This window comes from Pseudomonas sp. YQ_6, from assembly GCF_043103245.1.
GTDB lineage: Bacteria > Pseudomonadota > Gammaproteobacteria > Pseudomonadales > Pseudomonadaceae > Aquipseudomonas > Aquipseudomonas alloputida.
On the sequence record NZ_JBICJR010000065.1, the window covers coordinates 112,924 to 135,221 of the forward strand.

Sequence of the window (22,298 nt, forward strand, 5' to 3'; positions counted from 1 at the left end):
GGGCTTGCCCGCAGGCTCCCATACCGCTGAAGATTTGCGCTGCACCTGTGGGAGCGGGCGCGCCCGCGAAGAGGCCGGGCCTGCAAAGGCAGGCTCAGCGCCGGGCCGACAACTGCTGCGGTGCCAGAAACGCATCATGGAAGTAATTGCGCACCGCCTGCATCGCCGGGCTGAATGCCCGTTCCCGGTGCCAGGCCAACCCCACGCTCATCGGTGTGACCGGGTCGCTGATGGTCACTGTCTCGATGCGCTTGCCCTCCAGTGACCACGGGCGGTGCACCAGGTCCGACAGGATCGCCACACCGCTGCCATTGGCGACCATGCTGCGCACGGCCTCCACCGAGCTGGTCCGCACCCTTACGCTTGGCCGTTGCCCGGCCTGCTCCCAGTAGCGCATGGCACTTTGCTCGGCCTCATCCACGGTCAACAGGATGAACGGCTCACAGGCCACCTCGGCCAGGCTCACGGCCGATCGCTCGCACAGTGGGTGATGCCCGGGCAGCCACAGCCGGCGCTCGGAGTTGAACAGGGTTTCCGAGACGATGTCGGGGTGAGTGAGGTTGGCGGTGAGCACCACCGCCATGTCGAAACGCCCCTCCAGCAGGCCTTGCTCGATGGCGCTGCGCTCCTGCTCGTAAAGCTCCAGGGTCACGCCCGGATGCCAGTGCTCCAGGCGCTGCAAGTGGTGTGGCAGGAAGTAGCCGATCACCGTGTAACTCGCCGCCAGGCGCAACAGGCCACTGGCACGCACGTCCGGTAGCGGGCTGTTCAACGCATCGTCGACACTGCGCAGGATGACGTAGGCACGGTTCAAGAAGTGCCGGCCGGCTTCGGTCAGGCTCATTCCTTGGGCCGAGCGCTGGAACAACAGCACGCCGAGCATCGCTTCCAGCTCCTTGATGGCCGTAGTCACTGCCGACTGGGAGATATTCAGGTGGATAGCAGCTTGGGAGATCTGGCCGATTTCAGCGGTGGCAACGAAGTAGCGGACCTGGCGCAGGGTGAGTGACACAGTAGGCTCCCGGGGTATCTTTTTTTCAGAAGGTACCCCATCTGTTTATAGATCTTCCCAAGGGGGTGCAGAGAATCTAACGTGGCTTGCATGCAGTCACAAGTGCCAGGAGACGCGGTCATGCTAGCAGTGGATTTCAACTCGGACATGGGTGAGGGCTTTGGCCCGTGGACTATTGGCGACGGCGTCGATCACGAACTGATGGGCTACATCAGCAGCGCCAATATCGCTACCGGTTTCCATGCTGGCGACCCAGGTACGATGCGCCGCACCGTCGAGCGCGCCAAGGCCCTTGGGGTTGCGGTGGGAGCACACCCGGGTTTCCGCGACCTGGTCGGCTTTGGCCGCCGGCACATCAATGCCTCGGCGCAGGAACTGGTGGACGACATGCTCTATCAACTGGGCGCGCTGCGTGAAATCGCCCGTGCCCAGGGCGTGCGCCTGCAGCACATCAAGCCGCATGGGGCGCTGTACATGCACTTGGCGCGTGATGAAGAAGCGGCGCGGTTGCTGGTGCAGAACCTGCGGGTGATCGAGCCCGAGTTGCTGCTGTACTGCATGCCGGGTTCGGTGATCTGCCGCATTGCCCAGGAAATGGGGCAGCCGGTGATTCGCGAGTTCTATGCCGACCGCGAGTACGACCTGAGCGGGTCGATCGTGTTTACCCGCAATGTGCGTGGCTACGAGCCCCAAGCCGTCGCCGAGCGGGTGCTGCGTGCTTGCTGCCAAGGCGTGGTGCGCACGGTCGAAGGCCAGGACCTGGCGATCGAATTCGATTCCATTTGCCTGCACAGTGACACCCCGGGCGCGCTGGACCTGGTCGAGGCCACGCGCAGGGCACTGGATGCGGCCGGCATCGGGGTGCGTGCGCCGCGCTGAGCCTGTCAGGCATCCGGCAAACAGACAAGCCGGAGCCCGTGCATTTTGTTTTCGCCTGCCTTTCTATAAAGATTCCAAGAAAAGGAACTGTCATGGCCGAACCGCTTGCTACAACCCCGATCCGTTACAGCTTCGGCGCCGACGAGCACCTGTTTGCCGAAGTCAGCGAAAGCATGTCGCTGGAGGCCTTTTTCAAGGGTATGGCCGTCACCCGTGCGGTGGAGCGCATGGCCCTGGATGGCGTGCTTGATGTGTGCCTGGCCAATGCGTCGTTCCAGGTCCGCTTCGACCCGGACCGTATCGCCCCCGAGGCACTGCTTGAAGCCGTGCGCGGCGCCGAAGCGCAGGCGGTGGCCGAGCGTTCGCTGCAGACACGGATCATCGAGATCCCGGTGCTGTACAACGACCCCTGGACCCATGAAACCCTGATGCGCTTTCGGGATCGCCACCAGGACCCGACCAGCACTGACCTGGAGTACGCCGCGCGCATCAACGGCCTGGCCGATGTCGAGGCCTTCATCGCCGCCCACAGTGGCGCGCCATGGTTCGTTTCGATGGTCGGCTTTGTCGCCGGCCTGCCGTTCATGTTCCAGATGGTCGAGCGCCAGCGGCAGCTGCAGGTGCCCAAGTACCTGCGCCCCCGTACCGACACGCCCAAGCTCACCCTGGGCCATGGCGGCTGCTTTGGTTGCATCTACTCGGTGCGCGGGGCCGGGGGCTACCAGATGTTCGGCGTCACCCCGGCACCGATCTACGACCCGCAGCAGACCTTGAATTACCTGAAAGAGCATATGGTGTTCTTCCGCCCGGGGGACATCGTGCAGTTCAAGCCTATCGACCGCCGCACCTACGACCAGGCGGTGGCGCAAGTAGAGGATGGCTGCTTCGACCTGCGCATTCGCCCGGTGGCGTTTTCCCTGGACGCCTTCCTCGCCGACCCGGTCGGTTACCCCAAATCGTTGCAAGAGGTGCTGGCATGATCAAGGTACTCAAACCGGGCTTGGCCACTTCTGTACAGGACCTGGGCCGCGAAGGTTACTACCACCTGGGCATTCCACCGTCCGGCGCACTCGACCAGTACGCCTTGAGCGCAGCCAATCACCTGGTGGGCAACCCGGCCGGCGCTGCGGGCCTGGAGTGCGCGCTGGTGGGACCGGAGCTGGAGTTCCAGCAGGACGTACTGGTCGCTGTGTGCGGTGCGCAGATGCCAGCGTTGCTCGATGGCCGCGAGCAGCGCCCGGACACTGCGTTTGCCGTACGGGCCGGGCAAGTGTTGCGTTTCGGCTTTCCAACAGCGGGCGCCCGGGCCTACCTGGCAGTGGCCGGAGGCATCGATGTGCCCGAGGTACTGGGTAGCCGGTCCACCTACGCACTGGGCGCGTTGGGTGGCTTTCATGGGCGTAAACTGATGGCGGGCGACCTGCTGCCGGTCGGCGTGCCCAGCGGCAAGACCCGTGCCGGTGCAAGCTTGCCCATGGCCCTGCGTCAGGCCTTGGGGGGCGAGGTGGTGTTGCGGGTGGTGCCTGGGCTTTACTTCCACCGCCTGACCGAGGCTGCAGCGCAACGTTTCTTCACCGATGCCTGGACGGTTGGCTCCGAAGCGGACCGTATCGGCTATCGCTACAAAGGCGGCGGCGCCTTGAGTTTCCAGCCGCGCGAGCAGCCGTTCGGTGCCGGGTCGGATCCGTCGAATATCGTCGACAGCTGCTACCCGATCGGATCGATCCAGGTGCCGGCAGGGTTGGAACCGATCATCCTGCATCGCGATGCAGTGTCGGGGGGCGGCTACGCCATGATCGGCACGGTGATCAGTGCCGACCTAGACCTGATCGGGCAGATGCAGCCCAACCAGCAGGCGCGGTTCCTGCCGGTGAGCCTGGAGCAGGCACTGGAGGCGCGGCGTTCGTACAAGAAGAAGCTGGCCTGCCTGGCCAGGCTCTTCAGCTGAGCATCATGTTTTCGCTGTAGCTGCGGCCTTGTGCCCCGACGGGGCCGCATCGGGCTCCGCGGCTACACCGAGCGCGCAGGCTTGCTGATGGTCTTGCCGGTTTGCGAGGCCACCTCAAGGGCTTGGCCGTCCCGCTGTTTGCCTTGGCGCGCCAGGCCTTCAAGCTGCGGTATCAGCATGCCTTCCGGCAAATGCCGCCAGAACCGCCCTGGCATGTGCAGGCGCAAGGCATCCGGGTTGAGGCGGGCCGGGTTGAAGGTATGGCGGTAGTAGGTGCGCCAGAGTTCGGCGCCGGGGTCTTCGGCGTTGCGGGCCCACTGGCGCCAGGGCTCGGGGCACTGTCGCTGGTAGTCGAACGACTGGCCGTCGAAGCGAATGCCATCCTGTGGCGTGGCAATCAACCAGCGCAAACGCCCCAGGCGGTCGGCGAAGTGGGCGCTGGCGCTGTGCAGAATGTCGTGTGCCGGCTCGTGATAGGCCACCAGATCCAGCTGCAAGTGCTCAGCCAGTTCCTCAGGCAACGGCACGAAGCGTACAAACGCGTGCAAGTGATGCGCCTCGCGGGTTACCTGCTTGATGCGCCGTTGCAGCTCACTGCCCAGCCGGTCACCGGCCAGCATTGCCGTGCGGTCGCCATGGGCGACACGCCACAGCACTTCATACAGCAGGTTCCAGCGCTGTTCGCCACGGTAGCGAGAGGCCTGCTCCAACTGGCTCAGCAGTGCGGCCGGGACTTTGGCCCGGAAAGGGCCAGGCCCTTCAGGCGGCGCAGCCGGCACGGCCAGCAGGTCCGCCATCGGGCCTTGCGACCAGGTGACTTCCGACGGGTCGATGCCATGGCTCAACAACACCCGGGCCTGGTCGCGCCAGGTGGCGAACAGGTCGTCGCAGTCGAGTGCGATCACCCCCATAACCCCATCTGCACGGGCGCTGGCGGCTCACTCAAGCGCGCTCGCAGCAAGCCGCTGCGCAGCTCGGCCTGGGCGGGGCGGTAGTCACTGGTGACGATGAACGGCCGTGCCTTGTCCAGCACGCAGCGCAGCTGGATCAGGTCGTCATAACGGATGCGCCGCTCCCGGCGCAAGGCGACCAGGCGCTGTACGCTGCGCAGGCCGATGCCGGGGATACGCGCCAGTAGCGCAGGTTCGGCGCGGTTCACGTCCAGCGGGAACACGTCGCGGTTGGCCAGCGCCCAGGCCAGCTTGGGGTCGATGTCCAGTGCCAGGTTACCGCTGTGGCCCAGCAGCTCGCCAGCCTTGTAGCCATAGCCACGCAGCAGGAAGTCGGCTTGATACAGGCGGTGTTCGCGCAGCAGCGGTGGTGCGGCGAGGGGCACGCTGCCGGGGCTGTCGGGGATCGGGCTGAAGGCGGAGTAGTACACGCGCTTGAGCCCGTAGCCCTGGTACAGCGACTCGGCATTGCGCAGTAAGGTACTGTCGTCGGTGCTGTCGGCGCCGACGATGACTTGGGTGCTCTGCCCGGCCGGGGTAAAGCGCGGCGCCCTGGGCTCGTTGGCCACGGCCTGCTGGCCCTGATGGATCACGCCCATGGCCTGACGAATGGTGCGCCCTTGCTTTTCCGGCGCCAGGCGCTTGAGGCTGGCGTCGGTGGGCAGTTCGATGTTGACGCTGAGGCGGTCGGCCAGGCGCCCGGCCTCTTCGATCAGCAGCGGGTCGGCATCGGGGATGGCCTTGAGGTGGATGTAGCCGCGGAAGCTGTGTTCTTCGCGCAACAGCCGGGCCACACGGATCAGCTGCTCCATGGTGTAGTCCGCCGAGCGGATGATGCCAGAGCTGAGGAACAGGCCGCTGATGCAGTTGCGCCGGTAGAAGTCCAGGGTCAGGCGTACCACTTCCTCGGGGCTGAAGCGCGCGCGTGGCACGTTGCTGGAGCGGCGGTTGACGCAGTACTGGCAGTCATACAGGCAGAAGTTGGTCAGCAGTACCTTGAGTAGTGATACGCAGCGGCCGTCGGGGGTGTAGCTGTGACAGATACCCATGCCATTGGTAGCGCCCAGGCCGTCAGCGCCGCGCGAATTGCGCTTGGGCGCACCACTGCTGGCGCAGGAGGCGTCGTACTTGGCTGCGTCGGCAAGGATGCCGAGTTTGGCGATGAGTTGCATGGTGGCTGACCTGCGATACTGAGTATTCATACAGTATTTTGAGATGTGGCCGATTGCAAGTGTTTGTGCGTCGTCATACCCGACTAAACGCGTCGGCTAAGCTTGTGGCTGAACCACGGACAGCAACGAGGCGCGGGAGAGGTTATGAAGATCACCATCAAGCCAAAACTGGCGATGGCCGGGCTGGCCTTGGCCATCGGCATGCTCAATGCCCAAGCGGCGGAAACCAGGAAGGTCGATGTGCTGCTGGTGGGCGGCGGCATCATGAGTTCTACCTTGGCCGTGTGGCTCAACGAGTTGGAGCCCGGCTGGTCGATGGAAATGGTCGAGCGTCTGGACAAGGTAGCCGAGGAGAGCTCCAACGGCTGGAACAACGCCGGCACCGGCCACTCGGCCCTGGCGGAGTTGAACTACACCCCGGAAAAAGACGGCAAGATCGACATCAGCAAGGCGGTTGAAATCAACGAGTCGTTCCAGGTAACGCGCCAGTTTCTCGCCTGGCAGGTCAAGCAGGGTGTGCTGAAAAATCCGCATTCGTTCATCAATACCACCCCGCACATGAGCTTTGTCTGGGGCGATGACAACATTCGTTTCCTTAAAAAACGCTACGAGGCCCTGCAGGCCAGCCCCCTGTTCAAACCCATGCAGTACTCCGAAGACCACGAGCAGATCCGCAAATGGGTCCCGCTGATGATGGAAGGCCGCGATCCCAACCAGAAGCTGGCCGTGACCTGGACGCCGATCGGCACCGACGTCAACTTTGGCGAGATCACCCGGCAGTATGTGGGTTACCTGCAGACGCGGCCGAACTTCGATCTCAAGCTGTCGAGCGAAGTGCAGGACATCACCCGTAACGACGACGGTTCCTGGCACGTCGAGTACAAGAATCTGAAGAATGGCAGCAAGGCAGCCACCGATGCCCGGTTCCTGTTCATCGGCGCTGGCGGGGCGGCACTGCCGCTGCTGCAGAAGTCGGGTATCGACGAGGCCAAGGACTATGGCGGCTTCCCGGTCGGTGGCTCGTTCCTGGTCACTGACAACCCGGCTATCGCCCAGCGCCACATGGCCAAGGCCTATGGCATTGCCGCAACCGGTGCGCCGCCCATGTCGGTGCCGCACCTGGACACCCGGGTACTTGATGGCAAGCGCCTGATCCTGTTTGGGCCGTTCGCCACCTTCTCGACCAAGTTCCTCAAGCAGGGCTCATTGCTTGACCTGCTCGCCAGTACCAGCGTGCACAATGCCTGGCCGATGGTGCGAGTAGGGGTACGCGAGTTCGACCTGGTGCAGTACCTGATCGGGCAGGTGCTGCAATCGGACGATGACCGCTTCGAAGCGCTGCGCACCTACTTCCCCGAGGCGAAGAAAGAAGACTGGCGGCTGTGGCAGGCGGGTCAGCGGGTGCAAATCATCAAGAAAGACGAAGCGTTGGGCGGCGTGCTCAAGCTCGGTACCGAGGTGGTGACGTCCAGGGACGGCAGTATCGCCGGCTTGCTGGGGGCCTCTCCCGGTGCGTCGACCGCTGCGCCTATCATGCTCGATGTGTTGAACAAGGTGTTCAAGAACAAGGTGGCGTCGCCCGAGTGGCAGGCCAAGATCAAACAGATCATCCCGTCCTATGGCATCCGCCTGAACGACCACCCGGATCAGCTAGAGAAGGAGTGGGCATATACCAACGAGGTGCTGCAGCTTGAGCCGCCTGTCAGTCCGCAGCGCCCTGAGTCGATAAGGCCGGCTGACAGCCAGGGAGTGGCCAGCCGGTAATCATTGCAGTCAAGCTGGCGCAATCTTGCCACGTCCGATGCCGTAGTAAGTCAGCCCTGCCGAGGCCATGTGCTCGGGTTCGTACAGGTTGCGGCCATCGAACACCACCCGGTCGGCCAGCTGCTGCGGCACCTCGTCCAGGTTGAGCACACGGTAGTCCTGCCATTCGGTGACGATCACCAGGGCATCGGCGCCCCGCAACGCATCGTCCTTGCAGGGCACCAGTTGCAGGTCGGCACGCGGGCCGTAGTGGCGCCGGATTTCTTCCATGGCCTGAGGGTCGTGAGCCTGCACCCGCGCGCCCGCGGCCCACAGTGCTTCCAGCAGGACCCGGCTGGAAGCTTCGCGGATATCATTGGTATTGGGCTTGAACGACAACCCCCACAGGGCAAACACCTTGCCCCGCAGGCCGCCAGGGTAGTGGCGCTGGATCTTGCTGAACAGCCGGCCCTTCTGCTGCTCGTTGACCGACTCTACTGCGCGCAGCAACTGCGTCTCGAAGCCTTCTGCCTCGGCACTGTGGCGCAAGGCTTGCAGGTCTTTGGGGAAGCACGAGCCGCCAAAACCGCAGCCAGCGTAGATGAAGTCGTAACCGATGCGCGGGTCCGAGCCGATGCCACGGCGCACCATTTCGATATCGGCCCCCAGGTGCTCGGCCAGGTTGGCGATTTCGTTGATGAAGGAGATCTTGGTGGCCAGCATGCAATTGGCTGCGTACTTGGTCAGCTCGGCACTGCGCGCGTCCATGACCATGAACTTTTCGCGGTTGCGGTTGAACGGCAGGTAAAGCTCGCGTAGCAACTCCACTTCGGCCGCTTCTGCGCCGCCGATGATGATGCGCTGGGGGCGCATGCAGTCATCCACCGCAGACCCTTCCTTGAGAAACTCCGGGTTGCTGATCACCTGGAAGCGGCTGGTATCGGCCACGGCCTGGGCGATGCGTGCCTTGATGCGGTGTACCGTACCCACCGGCACGGTTGACTTGTTGACGATGACTTTGGGCCCGTCAGCGTGCTCGAGGATGCTGTCGACCACGGCGAAAACGTGCTTCAGGTCGGCGCTGCCGTCGGCTTGCGGTGGAGTACCGACGGCAATGAACTGCAACCTGGCATAGTTGGCAGCCACTGCGGCATCAGTGGTGAAGCGCAGCCGACCGCAGGCGAGGTTCTTCTCCAGCAGCGGCGCAAGGCCGGGCTCGAAGATCGGGCAATGGCCTTCATTCAGGCTGGCCACCCGATCGGCATCGACATCCATGCACAACACCGAATGGCCTACCTGGGCCAGGCACACCGCCTGGGTCAGGCCGACATAGCCGGTTCCGAAAACCGTGACCTTCATTTGACAGCTCCTTGATAGGAAAGCTGAAAAAAAATGTCACATCGTTGTTTAGGAATTGTGACCTGAAGGATGCGCGCGTGGACCATATGGCCGTTATTCCACGTCGCCCAGGCAGAGCATCTAAACTTACTGACAGCTCGCGGTAGCGCGTTGTACCGCGAACGAAAACCCTTGAACCGACCACCGCCTTCTCGGAGCGGATGTCCCTCGTTGGCGATGGCCTTCTTGCAGAGGAGGGCAGGTCATGGACGAGGCAAGGCTTCACGATTTCATGGGCAAGCTGGTGGGCGACATGGGCGCGGCGGCGACGCTGGCCAATGTCATTCTCGGCGATGAACTGGGGCTGTACCGGGCCATGGCCGACAGCCAGGCGGTCACCCCTGAGCAACTGGCGGAAAAGACCGGCTGCCACCCGCGGCTGGTGCGAGAATAGTTGAATGCCCAGGCGGCATCGGGCTACATGGTCCATGACAAGGGCCGTTTTGTGCTGCCTGAAGAACAGGCCATGGCCCTGGCGCTGGAGGACTCCCCGGCTTACATGGCCGGCGGCGCGGCAGTGGTGGCGGCGCTGTTCCATGACAAGGACAAGCTGGTAGCCGCCATGCGCGGCGATGGCGGGTTGGCCTGGGGCGATCACCACCCGTGCATGTTCAGCGGTACCGAGCGGTTTTTCCGGCCGGGGTATCGCACCTTCCTGGTAGCGGATTGGCTGCCGGCACTGGAGGGTGTGGTGGCCAAGCTGCAAGCGGGCGCCAAGGTGGCGGATGTGGGCTGCGGTCATGGTGCCTCGACGCTGGTGATGGCGCAGGCGTTTCCGGCGTCGACCTTCGTGGGGTACGACTATCATCAGCCTTCGATCGTCACCGCCAACGCGCGTGCACGTGAAGCGGGGCTGGAGGCGCGGGTGAGCTTCCAGCAGGCCAGCGCCAAGGAGTACCCGGGGCATGACCATGACCTGGTGTGCTTCTTCGATTGCCTGCACGACATGGGTGACCCGGTCGGGGCAGCCCGGCATGCCTACCGTGCTTTGAAGGCTGATGGCACGGTCATGCTGGTTGAGCCGTATGCCGAGGACTCGCTGGAGGGTAACCTGACACCGGTCGGGCGCTTGTTCTATGCGGCCTCGACGTTTATTTGCACGCCCAATTCGTTGTCGCAGGAAGTGGGGCTGGGGTTGGGTGCGCAGGCCGGGGAGGCGCGATTGCGGGCGGTCTTCGAGGAGGCAGGGTTCAGCAGGTTCCGGCGGGCGACGCAGACGCCGTTCAACCTGATTCTGGAGGCCCGCAAGTAGAGCGTGATCTTGCACCGGCTTCTTCGCGGGCTTGCCCGCTGCCACAGGTTACGTGCTTGTTTCAGGCCTGTGGCGATCCTGGACCTGGAAAGCAGAAGGGGTGCTGCATGGCACCCCTTCTGTTTGTCGCTTAGGCTTCAGCGTCCCAAGGACGATCGCCTTTTTCATCTTTGACGCGGGTCGGCAGGCCCATCACGTCCAGCGCCTTGAGGAACGGCTCGGCTGGCAGCTCCTCGACGTTGACCATGCGCTTGGCATCCCACTCGCCACGAGCGACCAGCAGGGCAGCGGCCACTGGCGGTACCCCGGCGGTGTAGGAAATGCCCTGGCTGTCGGTCTCGGCGTAGGCTTCTTCGTGGTCGGCCACGTTGTAGATAAACACTTCGCGGGGCTGGCCATCCTTGGTGCCTTTGACCAAATCGCCGATACAGGTCTTGCCGGTGTAGCCAGGGGCCAGCGAGGCCGGGTCTGGCAGTACGGCCTTGACCACTTTCAGCGGTACCACTTCCAGGCCTTCGGCGGTTTTCACCGGTTGCTCGCTCAGCAGGCCCAGGTTCTTCAGAACCGTGAACACGTTGATGTAGTGCTCGCCGAAGCTCATCCAGAAGCGCACGTTCGGGACGTTGAGGTTCTTCGAAATCGAGTGAACTTCATCGTGGCCGGTCAGGTACAGGTTTTGCGAGCCTACCACTGGCAGGTCGTCGGTACGCTTGACCTCGAACATGGTATTGCTGGTCCACTGGCTGTTCTGCCAGCTCCACACTTGTCCGGTGAACTCGCGGAAGTTGATTTCCGGGTCGAAGTTGGTGGCAAAGTACTTGCCATGCGAACCGGCATTGACGTCGAGAATATCGATCGAATCAATGCTGTCGAAATACTGCTGCTGCGCCAGCTTGGCGTAGCTGTTCACCACACCCGGGTCGAAACCGACGCCGAGAATGGCGGTAATGTTCTTTGCCTGGCACTCTTCGAGGTGTTTCCACTCGTAGTTGCCGTACCACGGTGGGGTCTCGCAGATCTTGCCCGGCTCTTCGTGGATAGCGGTGTCCAGATAGGCGACACCCGTATCGATGCAAGCACGCAGCACCGACATGTTGAGGAAGGCGGAACCCACATTGATCACGATCTGCGATTCGGTTTCGCGGATCAGCGCCTTGGTTGCCTCGACATCGAGGGCATTGAGCGAGAAGGCCTGGATGTCGGCGGGTACCTTGAGGCTACCCTTGGCCTTGACGCTGTCGATGATGGCCTGGCATTTGGAGATGTTCCGTGACGCGATGGCGATACGACCCAGTTCGTCGTTATGCTGCGCGCACTTGTGGGCCACCACCTTGGCGACACCTCCTGCACCAATGATAAGAACGTTCTTCTTCAATTTACTCTTTGCTCCTTACTTGAAAGCCGGTCTTACGACAGGCTGGAAACGTAGTCTTCGAAACCGAACTCGCGGACGACTTCGACGCTGCCGTCGAGCTGCTTGACCACGATGGAAGGCATCTTCAGCCCGTTGAACCAGTTTTTCTTGACCATGGTGTAACCCGCCGTGTCGATGAACGACAGGCGATCGCCAATGGCCAGCGGACGGTCGAATTGGTACTCGCCGAAGATGTCACCGGCCAGGCATGACTTGCCGCAGACCATGTAGGTATGCTCGCCGTCATTGGGGGCCATCTTGGCGTTGAGGCGGTAGATCAGCAGGTCGAGCAGGTGCGCTTCGATCGAGCTGTCGACCACGGCCAGGTGCTTGCCGTTGTACAGGGTGTCGAGCACGGTCACTTCCAGCGAGGCGCTGTTGGTGATGGCGGCTTCGCCCGGCTCCAGGTAAACCTGCACGCCGTATTTTTCCGAGAACGCTTTCAGGCGCGCGCAGAAGGCGTCTACTGCATAGTCTTCACCGGTGAAGTGAATGCCGCCACCAAGGCTGACCCACTCGACCTTGTGCAGCAGGTGGCCGAAACGCTCTTCGATGTGCGTGAGCATCTTGTCGAACAGGCCGAAGTCACCGTTCTCGCAGTTGTTGTGGAACATGAAACCGGAGATCTGTTCGATCACCTGCTCGATCTTCGCCGGGTCCCATTCGCCCAGGCGGCTGAACGGGCGGGCCGGGTCGGCCAGCAGGTAGTCGGAGCTGCTGACCTGCGGGTTGACGCGCAGACCACGCACCTTGCCTTCGGACTGGTCGGCAAAGCGTTGCAGTTGGCCGATCGAGTTGAAGATGATCTTGTCGCAGTTCTCAAGCATCTCCTCGACCTCGTCGTCGGCCCAGGCCACGCTATAGGCATGGGTTTCGCCGGCAAACTTCTGGCGGCCGAGCTTGAGCTCGAACAGGGAGGACGAGGTGGTACCGTCCATGTACTGCTGCATCAGGTCGAACACCGACCAGGTGGCGAAGCACTTGAGGGCGAGCAGCGCCTTGGCTCCGGAGTGTTCGCGCACGTAGGCGATCTTCTCCATGTTGCTGAGCAGCTTGGTTTTATCGATGAGGTAATACGGCGTCTTGATCATTTAAAGGCCCCCGGCCAGGCCGGCCAAAAAAAGGACACGCATTGTGCCTTCACTTGCCGCAGACCGAAAGGGCGGGATACGCATTTCGTCAGGGTTGACGCTATTGCGAGGGCTTTTTCGGTTGCGGCGAGCCTAGTAGATCAGGTGCATGTGACTGTCGTAATCACCCCCGACAGATGGCAGCTTCAGTCTGCCTGATGCAGCCAGGCCCGGATCTGCTCCAGTGTTGCGGTAGCGCCGCCACAGACCACCACCAGTACATTGCGCAAGGCGCCCAGTGCCTTGGCATCATAGGCCACTGCCAACGCCGCCCCGCACGCGGGTTCGACCAGCACACGGTGGTCCAGCAAAAACCGCTCACAGGCCTCCAGCGCTGCGCGATCGCTTACCAGATGGCTGTGCACCGGGTGCTGCTGCACGCACGTCAGCGCCTGATCAGCCACACGCTTGGCCCCCAGCGACGTCGCCACCGAGGCGATGCGCTCCAGCTCCACCGAATGCCCAGCCTGCATGGCCGCATGCAGCGACGCCGCGCCCTCGGTTTCCACTGCCAGCACCGGCACATCGCCCCAGCCATTGCGCTTGAGCCCCTCTACCACGCCACTGAGCAAGCCGCCCCCGCCGACTGACAACACCACCGCGTCCGGCTTCAGGCCGGCTTCGGCCACTTCATCCACCAGGCTGGCATGCCCGGCCCACAGCAGTGGGTCGTCGAACGGGTGGATGAAAGCATCGTTCGGGCCTACCAGTGTCTGTGCCAGGGCGTTGGCCTCTTGCCATGAACTGCCGTGCACCACCACCTTGGCGTCTTCCAGGTGCAGCAGCTGCTTGGCCCGTTCGGTGGTGGTTTCGGGTACCACCACGGTCACCGGCACCCCCAGCTTGCGTCCGGCGTAGGCGACTGCCAAACCGGCATTGCCACCTGACGAGGACACAAAGTGCCGGGCGCCACGCGCGTGGTGTACCTCGCAGGCGTGGCCTACACCGCGCAGTTTGAACGAACCGCAGGGTTGCAGGGCGTCGAGCTTGAGCCAGATATTACGACCGGCCGCCAACGACAGCGGGCGCGATTCGATCAGGGGGGTATGAATGTGCAAGGTCATTGGCTGGCTCCGCGTAGTTGCTCGAGGTAGTTGTAAATGGTGTAGCGCGTCACGCCGAGGGCGCTGGCAGCCTTCTCGACGCCGCCCTTGACGATGAACAGGCCGCGCTCCTGCATGACGCGCACGGCCTCGACCTTGGCCTGTTTGTTCATCCGCCCCTGGCCGCTGCGCTGCAGGGCGGCCTGGATGATCTCGCTCATCAGCAGCTCCATGTCGGCAGGTTCGTTGACCGCAGGTATGGCCCCCAGCGGCTGCAACTGCTGGAGAAAGTTCATGGCAGCATCCAGGCCGGTGACGTCGGTGTTGACGCACAGGCTGGCGAACGGGTGGCCGCTGCTGTCACGGAAGATTGCCGTGGCACTTCGTAGCGTGCGGCCTTTGAGCGTAGTGGGGTAATCGGGCAGCACCACCGGCTCACTGCCGTGCTGGTCGGACGAGGCCTGCATCAGTGCCTTGAAACCCTGGTCCTGCTCCGGTGCGGCGAGGATCGGGCTGCCTAAGCTGCGGCCGGAAAGATGACCGTTGATGATCGCCACCACCGAGTGTTCGGGGTGGTCAAGGTCGTGCAGGAGTATTTCCATATTGCGCGCGGCAACGCTGCCCAGGGCCTGGATGGCGGCCTTGAGCACGGTGAGGGTGAGTTGGCGTTCTTCGCTGGGGGTGATAGGCATGGCAGATCGCAAAATCAACTGTTTGTGCATTTTTACACATATGGTTGAAATTCGCGATCTGCTTTTGTGGGCCCTGTAAGACTCAGCCGAGCGCCGGCGTGCGCGGCGGAATCATCCGGCGCGAGCCGGTGGCTTCGAACGCGGCAGCAAAACTCAGCAGCGCGTTGTCGCTATAGGCCTTCCCGGCAAAGGTCAGCCCCACCGGCATACCGATATCGGCCATCACGCCCATCGGCACGGTCACGGTCGGCACGCCCAGGTGACGGATTGCCAGGTTGCCGTTGGCTACCCAGACACCGTTGCTCCAGGCGATGTCCGCCGATACCGGGTTGATATCGGCATCGGCCGGGCCAACGTCGGCTACGGTGGGGAACAGCACCGCGTCCAGGCCCAGCTTGTCCATCCAGTCTTCCAGGTCCAGCTTGCGGGTCTGCTCCAGGCCGCGCAGGCCGTCGGGCAGGGTCTCGATCTGGTCCCAGGTCTTCAGGCCACGTTTGGCCATGTTGACGTACTCGTCCATGCCGGCAGCCAGGTCATCTTCACGGTTGGGCAAGGTGCCCGGGTCGTGGGGGAAGATCTTCAGCCCGTCGACATCGGCCAGGCGGTTAAGCTTGGGGTCATCGTTGGCGCGCAGGAAGTCGTCAAAGGCCCAGCCCGACAGTTCCCACAGTTCATCATGCAGGAATGCTTTGCTGACGATGCCACGGTTGTACACGGTCGGCGCGCCTGGGCGGTCGCCTTCGCAGTTGGACACCAGCGGGAAGTCCACTTCCAGTACCTCGGCACCCGCCGCTTCCAGGGCCTGGCGTGCTTGTTGCCACAGGTCGATCACCGTGGCGCGGGTGTTGATGCGTTGGCCGGTCGGCCCACCGATGCCTGGCTTCTCGGCGGTGCCCGCGTCGGGATCGGCATTTATATACATGCGTGGTACGCCAAAGCGCTTGCCCTTGAGCGCGCTGGCATCTACCGCCAGTTCAAGGTACGAAGCCGGACGTACCGTCGAGGCAGCGGGGATTGGCACCCATGGCTGCAGGCGCCACAGGTCGCCGCGCTTGTCGGCATCATCGGCTACCACCACGTCGAGGATTTCAAGGAGGTCGGCCATGGTGCGGGCATAGGGCACCACCACGTCCATGGTCGGTGTCAGCGGCCAGTTGCCACGCACCGAAATCACCCCGCGCGACGGGGTGTAGGCGCACAGGCCGTTGTTGGACGCCGGGCCACGGCCGCTGGACCAGGTTTCTTCGGCCAGGCCAAAGGCGCTGAAGCTGGCGGCGGTGGCGGTTCCGGCACCGTTGGACGAGCCCGAGGCGAAGGGCGCGGTCAGGTAGTTGGCGTTGTACGGGCTTTCGGCGCGGCCATAGACGCCGCGCTGCATGCCACCGTTAGCCATGGGCGGCATGTTGGTCTTGCCCAGGCACACGGCACCGGCGGCGCGCAGGCGCTCGATGGTGAAGGCGTCGCGCTGGGCGACCAGGTCCTTGAAGGCAGGGCTGCCGGAGGCGGCAGTCAAGCCTTTGACCAGGTAGCTGTCCTTGGCGGTGTAGGGGATGCCGTCCAGCGGGCTAAGCACTTGGCCCTTGGCGCGGCGGGCATCGGAGGCCTCGGCTTCTTTCAGCGCCTCCGGGTTGCGTACCACTACGGCATTAAGGGCAGTGGCCGTGTCAGCGCCATCGTAGGCGTCGATGCGCGCCAGGTAGGCCTTGACCAGCTCGACCGCTGTCGTGCGGCCCGACTCGAGCGCGTCGCGCAGCTCGGCAATGGAAACCTCGGTTACCTCGATCATGCGTTCACCAAAAAAATGTGCAGGTGGGGGCTAATGCGAGGAGTGTACAAGAAGGGCTTGGCGGACGCAGGTTTGCGCAGGGGCAAATGGTTTTATGCAGGGGGGCATTGTCGGGGGTATTCACAGGCGTCACCCGGCCCATTATGGGGGCGGCCTTTTGTTGTCAAAGGGCCGCTCCCACACGGTCTGCGTCAACCTTCCAGGTCGGCGGCGCTATGGCGCTCCGGCACCTGGCTGTGTTCATCTCCCCAGGTACGGTTCACGCGTGTACCGCGCTGCACAGCAGGGCGCAGGGCGATATCCTCGGCCCAGCGCTGTACGTTAGGGTACTCGTCAACCGCCAGGAACTGCGCGGCGTCATACAGGTTGCCGCGCACCAGCTGGCCATACCACGGCCACACGGCAATATCAGCAATACTGTATTCCTCACCGCCCAGATAACGGCTTTCGGCCAAGCGACGATCAAGTACGTCCAGCTGACGCTTGGCCTCCATGGTGAAGCGGTTGATGGCGTACTCGAACTTTTCCGGTGCATATACGTAGAAGTGGCCAAAACCACCGCCCAGGTAAGGCGCCGCACCCATCTGCCAGAACAACCAGTTCAGGCATTCGGTGCGCGCCGCCGGCGATTTCGGCAGCAACGCTCCAAACTTTTCTGCCAGGTACAGCAGGATCGAACCTGATTCGAACACCCGCACCGGCGGCTCCACGCTGCGGTCGAGCAGGGCAGGGATCTTCGAGTTGGGGTTGACCTGGACGAAGCCACTGGAAAACTGATCACCCTCGCCGATGCGGATCAGCCAGGCATCGTATTCGGCACCGGCGTGGCCCAGGGCAAGCAGCTCTTCAAGGGCAATGGTGACCTTGACGCCGTTGGGCGTAGCCAGGGAATACAGCTGCAGCGGGTGTTTGCCCAGCGGCAGGTCCTTGTCGTGAGTCGGGCCGGCTACCGGGCGGTTGATGCTGGCGAACTGGCCGCCGGAGGCTGCGTCGTTGCGCCAGACTTTGGGTGGCACGTAGGCAGGCTTGCTCATGCATGAATCTCCTTCAAAGGCGCGAAAACGGTCACGTGAAAACGTTGACCTGCATCTATGCCACGGGTTCGACGCAATGCGCAAATGCACAGGGTGCAGGCGCAGCTTGCATGACGGCGGTTTCATCCAGTTTTCATCCGGCACAACTCCGGCCGGTTTTATGCTGGGTTATCCCTTCGTCCTGCAAGGAACCGCTGGCCGATGACCCTTGCACGCTGCGTGTTGGCGCTGGTCCTGCTCGGCGGCCTGTTGGCCCGCGCCGAGGCCGCGCCGTGGGTTGCCGGCCTGCACCTTATGACCTTGACCGACCCGGTCGATAGCCGCCCGATGCAAGCGCTGGCGTTCTACCCGGCCGTTGGCAAAACCCGTAGCAGCCGTATAGACGGGTATCCCGTCGACGTGGCCGAAGAGGCGCCCGTCGCCATGGGGCGATTCCCATTGCTGGTGCTGTCTCACGGCAATACGGGCAGCCCATTGGCCTTGCATTACCTGGCCACGTCGCTGGCGCGGCAAGGGTTCGTGGTGGTGGCGGTGGTGCACCCGGGGGACAACGTGCGCGACCACAGCCGCCTTGGCACCCTGAGCAATCTTTATGGGCGGCCGCTGCAAGTCAGCGCGGCGATCACCGCAGCGCGTGATGATGCAGTGGTCGGGCCTTATCTGAATGACGGCAAGGTGGGTGTGATCGGCTACTCGGCCGGCGGAGAAACCGCGTTGATCCTGTCTGGCGCACGCCCCGACCTGGAGCGTCTGCGTCAGTACTGCCTGGAGCGCCCGCATGACGAAGACGCCTGCAAGACCCACGGCATCCTGATTGCCGACCGTAGCGAACTGGCGCCTGAGACCGACCCGCGAGTGGGGGCGGTCATGTTGATGGCGCCGCTGAGCCTGTTGTTCGGGCGCCATGCGCTGGCCGGTGTGCAGGTACCCGCACTGATCTACAGTGGCGACAGCGATCAGCTTGTGGCCGTAGACCGTAATGCCGAGGCCCTGGCCCGCAAACTGCCGGTTACACCGGACTACCGCCTGTTGGCCGGTGCCGGGCATTTCGTGTTCATGGCCCACTGCGATGCCGAGCAGTACGCGCGAATGCCGGCGCTGTGCAAGGACGCCGACGGCGTCGACCGCCGGCATATCCATCATTCGCTGCAGCGAGAAACGGCAGCGTTCTTCAGCCAGGTGCTGGCTGAGCGTTCAGCTGCGACGGGCGCGCCGCGCCAGCCACAACGTTAGGCCGACTCCGGCCAAGGCGAGCAGGGCCGCCACGCAGAAGATCGAGGCATACCCCAGGTGTACCGCCACGGCGCCCATCACCGGGCCTGCAATGGCCAAGGCCATGTCGAAGAACACAGCATAGGCACCCAGCCCTGCGCCGCGGCTGCTGCTGGGGACTTGCTTGATCGCCTCCACACCCAATGCCGGGTACACCAGCGACAGTCCGAAACCGGTCAGCCCGGCGCCAACCAGCGCCCAGGGCGGCGAGGGCGCCAGCCACAGAAGGCCCAGGCCCAGCACTTCGGTGGCCATGCAGGCGACCGCCACGTTGTAGCCACCAAAGCGGTTGACCGCGTTGACGAACAGCAGCCGCGAAATGATGAAGCACACACCAAACGCACTCAGGCACCAGGCCGCACCGGCCCAGCCGCGCTCGAGGTAATACAGGGTGACGAAGGTGGTCAAGGTGCCGTAGCCGATCGAGGCCAGGGTCAAACCCAGGCCACACGGGGCAACCCGGCCGAACGCCGACCAGAAGGGCAGGCGCTCGCCGCGCACCACGACCACGTCGGGGCGCTTTCGAAGCACCAGCAGGGCAAGGGTTGCCAGCACCAGCAAAGCCGGCCCCAGCACGCTGAAGTCCAGCCCGTCCACGGCCAGAACGCCAACTGGCGCACCGATGGCGATCGCGCCATAGGAGGCGATACCGTTCCACGAGATCACCCTGGCAGTGTGTTCGGGGCCGACCTGGCTGATGCCCCAGCTCAAGGTGGCTACGCCGATCAGCCCTTGGGCGATGCCCAGCAGCAAGCGTCCACCGAGCAGCAGTGCCAGGCTCAGCAGCGGCAAGGTGAGGGTCCAGGCTGACAGCAACGTCAACACCCCGCAACCGGCAATCCCCAGCAGGCCAAAGCGGATGGCCTGTTTCCCTCCCAAGGTGTCCGCCACCCTGCCTGCAAACGGGCGGCTCAGCAGCGTGGCCAGGTACTGCAGGCCAATGGTTACACCGGCGATCACTGCGCCAAAGCCGAGCTGGTCGTGCACATAGCTGGGCAGCACCGCAATCGGCAGGCCGATGCAGAGGAAGGCAATGAAGGTATAGAAAACGATCGACAGGATCTGCAGGGTGATGTGCAGGGTGTTACTGGCGGGGGCAGGTTGTTGCGCGGTCATGGGCTCTTTCGCGGGCGGGCGGTTGGGCGTGGACCCATCATGGCCGTTGCGCGAAGGAAAAGAAAGCAGGCTAACGAATTATTCGTCGGGCCGTGCCGGTCGGTGGGATGGGGATGGACTCCGCTCCCACAGGGACCGCACAGGTATTGGACGCTGGTGGGGCCTTGGGAGAGCGGGCAAGCCCGCGAAGAGGCCCGGCCATCCGAGATGGCCAGGCCGTCCCATCAATCAGACCAGCACACCCTGGCTACGCAGGTAGTCGTCGTAGGTACCGCTGAAGTCCACCACACCATCGGCCGACAGCTCGATGATGCGCGTGGCCAGCGACGACACGAACTCGCGGTCGTGGCTGACGAACAGCAGGGTACCCGGGTAGTTTTCCAGCGCCAGGTTCAGCGCTTCGATCGATTCCATGTCCAGGTGGTTGGTCGGCTCGTCCATCACCAGCACGTTCGGCTTCTGCAAAATCAGCTTGCCGAACAGCATGCGACCTTGTTCACCACCGGAAATCACCTTCACCGACTTGAGGATTTCGTCGTTGGAGAACAGCATGCGCCCCAGGGTGCCGCGGATAACCTGCTCACCAGAGGTCCACTGGCCCATCCAGTCGAACAGGCTCATGTCGTCTTCGAAGTCGTGGGCGTGGTCCTGGGCGTAGTAGCCCACTTCGGCGCTGTCGGTCCACTTCACCGAGCCCGCATCCGGGGTCATCTCGCCGACCAGGGTGCGCAGCAGGGTGGTCTTGCCAATACCGTTGGGGCCGATGATCGCAACGCGCTCGCCCGCTTCGACGGTGATGTCGAAGTTCTTGAACAGCACCTTGTCGTCGAAGGCTTTGGCCATTTTCTCGACGACCACGGCCTGGCGGTGCAGTTTCTTCGCCTGTTCGAAACGAATGAACGGGCTGACGCGGCTGGACGGCTTGACCTCGGCCAGCTGGATCTTGTCGATCTGCTTGGCACGAGAAGTGGCCTGCTTGGCTTTGGAGGCGTTGGCCGAGAAGCGGCTGACGAAGGTCTGCAGCTCGGCGATCTGGGCTTTCTTCTTGGCGTTGTCCGACAGCAGCTGCTCACGCGACTGGGTGGCCGCGGTCATGTACTCGTCATAGTTGCCCGGGAACAGGCGCAGCTCGCCGTAATCCAGGTCAGCCATGTGGGTGCAGACGCTGTTGAGGAAGTGCCGGTCGTGGGAAATGATGATCATGGTGCTGTTACGCGCCGTGAGGATCGTTTCCAGCCAGCGGATGGTGTTGATGTCCAGGTGGTTGGTCGGTTCGTCGAGCAGCAGCACGTCCGGGTCCGAGAACAGCGCCTGGGCCAGCAGGACACGCAGCTTCCAGCCCGGAGCCACTTCGCTCATCGGGCCGAAGTGCTGGTCCAGCGGAATACCCAGGCCCAGCAGCAGTTCACCGGCGCGGGACTCGGCGGTGTAGCCGTCCATTTCGGCGAATTCGGTTTCCAGCTCGGCGACGGCCATGCCGTCTTCTTCGGTCATTTCCGGCAGCGAGTAGATACGGTCACGCTCGGCTTTGACTTTCCACAGCTGGCCGTGGCCCATGATCACCGTGTCGATCACGGTGAATTCCTCGTAGGCGAACTGGTCCTGGCGCAGCTTGCCCAGGCGGGTATTCGGCTCGAGCATGACCTGGCCTGCGGACGGCTCCAGGTCACCGCCGAGGATTTTCATGAAGGTCGACTTGCCGCAACCGTTGGCGCCGATCAGGCCGTAGCGGTTGCCGTTGTTGAATTTGACGGAAACGTTTTCGAACAGCGGCTTGGAGCCGAACTGCATGGTGATGTTAGCGGTGGAGATCAAAGGGCTTACCTATCAGTAACTTACGACGCTGGGCTTTCAGCTGATACCGATTTGATACCAATCTTGAGTTTTTCCAGCTCGCTCCAGTCGGAGCTTGAATTAAGCCAACGGGCATACGTCGACAGCAGCATCTGAATGCTGTGACCCAGCTGTTGGGCGATAAATGCGGGGTTGAGGCCGGACATTGAGCGTATTGTCGCATAGGTGTGACGGCAGTTGTATGGGGGCGACGCTTGATCCCCAATTCAATCAGCACAGGCACCCACTGTTTGTGGAGATCGGAGATCCGTTTCACGCACTCCGCATTCCTCGACGGCGGGGGCGGGAACGGTGTTTCGGTCACTGCTCCCTTTTCCTCTCTGCGGCGATTCGCGTGCAGAACGACGAGTGGTGCCTGCAAAGACGCTGCATGCAATTGGAGGCGTTCGAGGTGGTCAGCGCTTATCCTCAAACCAAGCTGCCGGCCGTGCTCAACCAAACGACGAACTCAGTGGCCAGAGCCACGATGAGTTACACCACTTGAGGCGTGATCAGTTGCCGACTTGCAACAAACGCCCAGAGCATGAGAGCGATTGCAGTTGACCACGTCGCCCATTGCCGTAAAATCGCGCGCCCAAAATTCAGCAGGCATGGCAAGAGGGA

General features: G+C 63.1%; 17 protein-coding genes and 2 pseudogenes. 6 read left to right on the forward strand and 13 right to left on the reverse strand.

Annotated elements, in window-relative coordinates; all coding sequences use genetic code 11:
* Positions 1 to 94: 94 nt before the first annotated feature.
* Positions 95 to 1,012: a LysR family transcriptional regulator gene (locus ACF8FG_RS22345; protein ID WP_010953821.1), complete on the reverse strand. Its 918-nt coding sequence runs from the start codon at positions 1,010 to 1,012 to the stop codon at positions 95 to 97.
* A gap of 120 nt (positions 1,013 to 1,132) precedes the next feature.
* Between ACF8FG_RS22345 and ACF8FG_RS22350 the strand changes: the two genes are divergently transcribed.
* The 3 genes from ACF8FG_RS22350 to ACF8FG_RS22360 all read left to right on the forward strand — a co-directional run bounded on the left by ACF8FG_RS22350 (position 1,133) and on the right by ACF8FG_RS22360 (position 3,839).
* On the forward strand, positions 1,133 to 1,891 hold the full coding sequence (locus ACF8FG_RS22350) for a 5-oxoprolinase subunit PxpA (RefSeq protein WP_014591223.1): 759 nt from the start codon (positions 1,133 to 1,135) through the stop codon (positions 1,889 to 1,891).
* Between the two features lie 92 nt (positions 1,892 to 1,983).
* Entirely contained in the window at positions 1,984 to 2,871 is an 888-nt protein-coding gene (locus tag ACF8FG_RS22355; RefSeq protein WP_014591222.1) for an allophanate hydrolase subunit 1, read from the forward strand.
* Positions 2,868 to 3,839, forward strand: coding sequence for a biotin-dependent carboxyltransferase family protein (locus ACF8FG_RS22360; protein ID WP_014591221.1), 972 nt, complete (start codon positions 2,868 to 2,870; stop codon positions 3,837 to 3,839). Before ACF8FG_RS22355 ends, ACF8FG_RS22360 begins: the two co-directional genes overlap by 4 nt.
* 62 nt (positions 3,840 to 3,901) lie before the next feature.
* On the opposite strand, the gene ACF8FG_RS22365 is transcribed toward ACF8FG_RS22360, so the two are convergent.
* Positions 3,902 to 4,750, reverse strand: coding sequence for a TIGR03915 family putative DNA repair protein (locus ACF8FG_RS22365; protein ID WP_014591220.1), 849 nt, complete (start codon positions 4,748 to 4,750; stop codon positions 3,902 to 3,904).
* The gene (locus ACF8FG_RS22370; protein ID WP_014591219.1) at positions 4,741 to 5,961 is read right to left on the reverse strand and encodes a putative DNA modification/repair radical SAM protein; all 1,221 of its coding nucleotides are present in this window, start codon (positions 5,959 to 5,961) and stop codon (positions 4,741 to 4,743) included. Before ACF8FG_RS22370 ends, ACF8FG_RS22365 begins: the two co-directional genes overlap by 10 nt.
* Positions 5,962 to 6,105: 144 nt before the next feature.
* On the opposite strand from ACF8FG_RS22370, the gene mqo reads away from it, so the two are divergent.
* Complete coding sequence (mqo, locus tag ACF8FG_RS22375) at positions 6,106 to 7,725, forward strand: malate dehydrogenase (quinone) (RefSeq protein ID WP_019438544.1); 1,620 nt, start codon at positions 6,106 to 6,108, stop codon at positions 7,723 to 7,725.
* Between the two features lie 9 nt (positions 7,726 to 7,734).
* Here the strand turns inward: mqo and ACF8FG_RS22380 are convergent, their stop codons facing one another.
* On the reverse strand, positions 7,735 to 9,063 hold the full coding sequence (locus ACF8FG_RS22380; protein WP_019438543.1) for a UDP-glucose/GDP-mannose dehydrogenase family protein: 1,329 nt from the start codon (positions 9,061 to 9,063) through the stop codon (positions 7,735 to 7,737).
* 244 nt (positions 9,064 to 9,307) lie between these two features.
* On the opposite strand from ACF8FG_RS22380, the pseudogene ACF8FG_RS22385 reads away from it, so the two are divergent.
* Positions 9,308 to 10,354: pseudogene (locus ACF8FG_RS22385) on the forward strand (class I SAM-dependent methyltransferase).
* A gap of 130 nt (positions 10,355 to 10,484) precedes the next feature.
* Here ACF8FG_RS22385 and ACF8FG_RS22390 read toward each other — a convergent pair.
* The 6 genes from ACF8FG_RS22390 to yghU form a co-directional block, all read right to left on the reverse strand.
* Positions 10,485 to 11,729 (reverse strand): saccharopine dehydrogenase family protein, encoded by a 1,245-nt coding sequence (locus ACF8FG_RS22390; RefSeq protein WP_003248123.1) that lies wholly within the window; start codon positions 11,727 to 11,729, stop codon positions 10,485 to 10,487.
* A 32-nt stretch (positions 11,730 to 11,761) separates the two neighbouring features.
* Positions 11,762 to 12,859, reverse strand: coding sequence for a carboxynorspermidine decarboxylase (nspC, locus tag ACF8FG_RS22395; protein ID WP_014591215.1), 1,098 nt, complete (start codon positions 12,857 to 12,859; stop codon positions 11,762 to 11,764).
* 185 nt (positions 12,860 to 13,044) lie between these two features.
* Positions 13,045 to 13,962, reverse strand: a complete 918-nt coding sequence (locus ACF8FG_RS22400; RefSeq protein WP_070383874.1) for a pyridoxal-phosphate dependent enzyme — start codon at positions 13,960 to 13,962, stop codon at positions 13,045 to 13,047.
* The gene (locus ACF8FG_RS22405; protein WP_135198959.1) at positions 13,959 to 14,633 is read right to left on the reverse strand and encodes a transcriptional regulator; all 675 of its coding nucleotides are present in this window, start codon (positions 14,631 to 14,633) and stop codon (positions 13,959 to 13,961) included. Before ACF8FG_RS22405 ends, ACF8FG_RS22400 begins: the two co-directional genes overlap by 4 nt.
* Positions 14,634 to 14,715: 82 nt before the next feature.
* Positions 14,716 to 16,419, reverse strand: a complete 1,704-nt coding sequence (locus tag ACF8FG_RS22410) for an amidase (RefSeq protein ID WP_014591212.1) — start codon at positions 16,417 to 16,419, stop codon at positions 14,716 to 14,718.
* Positions 16,420 to 16,610: 191 nt separating this feature from the next.
* On the reverse strand, positions 16,611 to 17,453 hold the full coding sequence (gene yghU / locus ACF8FG_RS22415) for a glutathione-dependent disulfide-bond oxidoreductase (RefSeq protein ID WP_014591211.1): 843 nt from the start codon (positions 17,451 to 17,453) through the stop codon (positions 16,611 to 16,613).
* A gap of 201 nt (positions 17,454 to 17,654) precedes the next feature.
* Here yghU and ACF8FG_RS22420 point away from each other — a divergent pair, with 201 nt between their 5' ends.
* Positions 17,655 to 18,686, forward strand: a complete 1,032-nt coding sequence (locus ACF8FG_RS22420) for a dienelactone hydrolase (RefSeq protein ID WP_135198960.1) — start codon at positions 17,655 to 17,657, stop codon at positions 18,684 to 18,686.
* Here the strand turns inward: ACF8FG_RS22420 and ACF8FG_RS22425 are convergent.
* From ACF8FG_RS22425 to ACF8FG_RS22435, 3 genes and pseudogenes are all read right to left on the reverse strand, one after another.
* A complete protein-coding gene (locus ACF8FG_RS22425; protein ID WP_135198961.1) occupies positions 18,648 to 19,841 on the reverse strand; it encodes an MFS transporter in 1,194 nt (397 codons plus the stop codon). The two genes, ACF8FG_RS22420 and ACF8FG_RS22425, sit on opposite strands and share 39 nt — an antisense overlap.
* A 228-nt stretch (positions 19,842 to 20,069) precedes the next feature.
* The gene (locus ACF8FG_RS22430) at positions 20,070 to 21,656 is read right to left on the reverse strand and encodes an ABC-F family ATPase (RefSeq protein WP_076402996.1); all 1,587 of its coding nucleotides are present in this window, start codon (positions 21,654 to 21,656) and stop codon (positions 20,070 to 20,072) included.
* Between the two features lie 20 nt (positions 21,657 to 21,676).
* Positions 21,677 to 22,032, reverse strand: a pseudogene (locus ACF8FG_RS22435) (site-specific integrase); the annotation flags it as partial.
* Positions 22,033 to 22,298: the final 266 nt, after the last annotated feature.

What these genes read in the sequence shown, in the direction of transcription:
- ACF8FG_RS22350 (WP_014591223.1), top strand. Translation starts at nt 1,133, where the DNA reads ATGCTAGCAGTGGATTTCAACTCGGACATGGGTGAGGGCTTTGGCCCG.
- ACF8FG_RS22355 (WP_014591222.1), top strand. Translation starts at nt 1,984, where the DNA reads ATGGCCGAACCGCTTGCTACAACCCCGATCCGTTACAGCTTCGGCGCC.
- ACF8FG_RS22360 (WP_014591221.1), top strand. Translation starts at nt 2,868, where the DNA reads ATGATCAAGGTACTCAAACCGGGCTTGGCCACTTCTGTACAGGACCTG.
- ACF8FG_RS22365 (WP_014591220.1), bottom strand. Translation starts at nt 4,750, where the DNA reads ATGGGGGTGATCGCACTCGACTGCGACGACCTGTTCGCCACCTGGCGC.
- ACF8FG_RS22370 (WP_014591219.1), bottom strand. Translation starts at nt 5,961, where the DNA reads ATGCAACTCATCGCCAAACTCGGCATCCTTGCCGACGCAGCCAAGTAC.
- mqo (WP_019438544.1), top strand. Translation starts at nt 6,106, where the DNA reads ATGAAGATCACCATCAAGCCAAAACTGGCGATGGCCGGGCTGGCCTTG.
- ACF8FG_RS22380 (WP_019438543.1), bottom strand. Translation starts at nt 9,063, where the DNA reads ATGAAGGTCACGGTTTTCGGAACCGGCTATGTCGGCCTGACCCAGGCG.
- nspC (WP_014591215.1), bottom strand. Translation starts at nt 12,859, where the DNA reads ATGATCAAGACGCCGTATTACCTCATCGATAAAACCAAGCTGCTCAGC.
- ACF8FG_RS22400 (WP_070383874.1), bottom strand. Translation starts at nt 13,962, where the DNA reads ATGACCTTGCACATTCATACCCCCCTGATCGAATCGCGCCCGCTGTCG.
- ACF8FG_RS22405 (WP_135198959.1), bottom strand. Translation starts at nt 14,633, where the DNA reads ATGCCTATCACCCCCAGCGAAGAACGCCAACTCACCCTCACCGTGCTC.
- ACF8FG_RS22410 (WP_014591212.1), bottom strand. Translation starts at nt 16,419, where the DNA reads ATGATCGAGGTAACCGAGGTTTCCATTGCCGAGCTGCGCGACGCGCTC.
- yghU (WP_014591211.1), bottom strand. Translation starts at nt 17,453, where the DNA reads ATGAGCAAGCCTGCCTACGTGCCACCCAAAGTCTGGCGCAACGACGCA.
- ACF8FG_RS22420 (WP_135198960.1), top strand. Translation starts at nt 17,655, where the DNA reads ATGACCCTTGCACGCTGCGTGTTGGCGCTGGTCCTGCTCGGCGGCCTG.
- ACF8FG_RS22425 (WP_135198961.1), bottom strand. Translation starts at nt 19,841, where the DNA reads ATGACCGCGCAACAACCTGCCCCCGCCAGTAACACCCTGCACATCACC.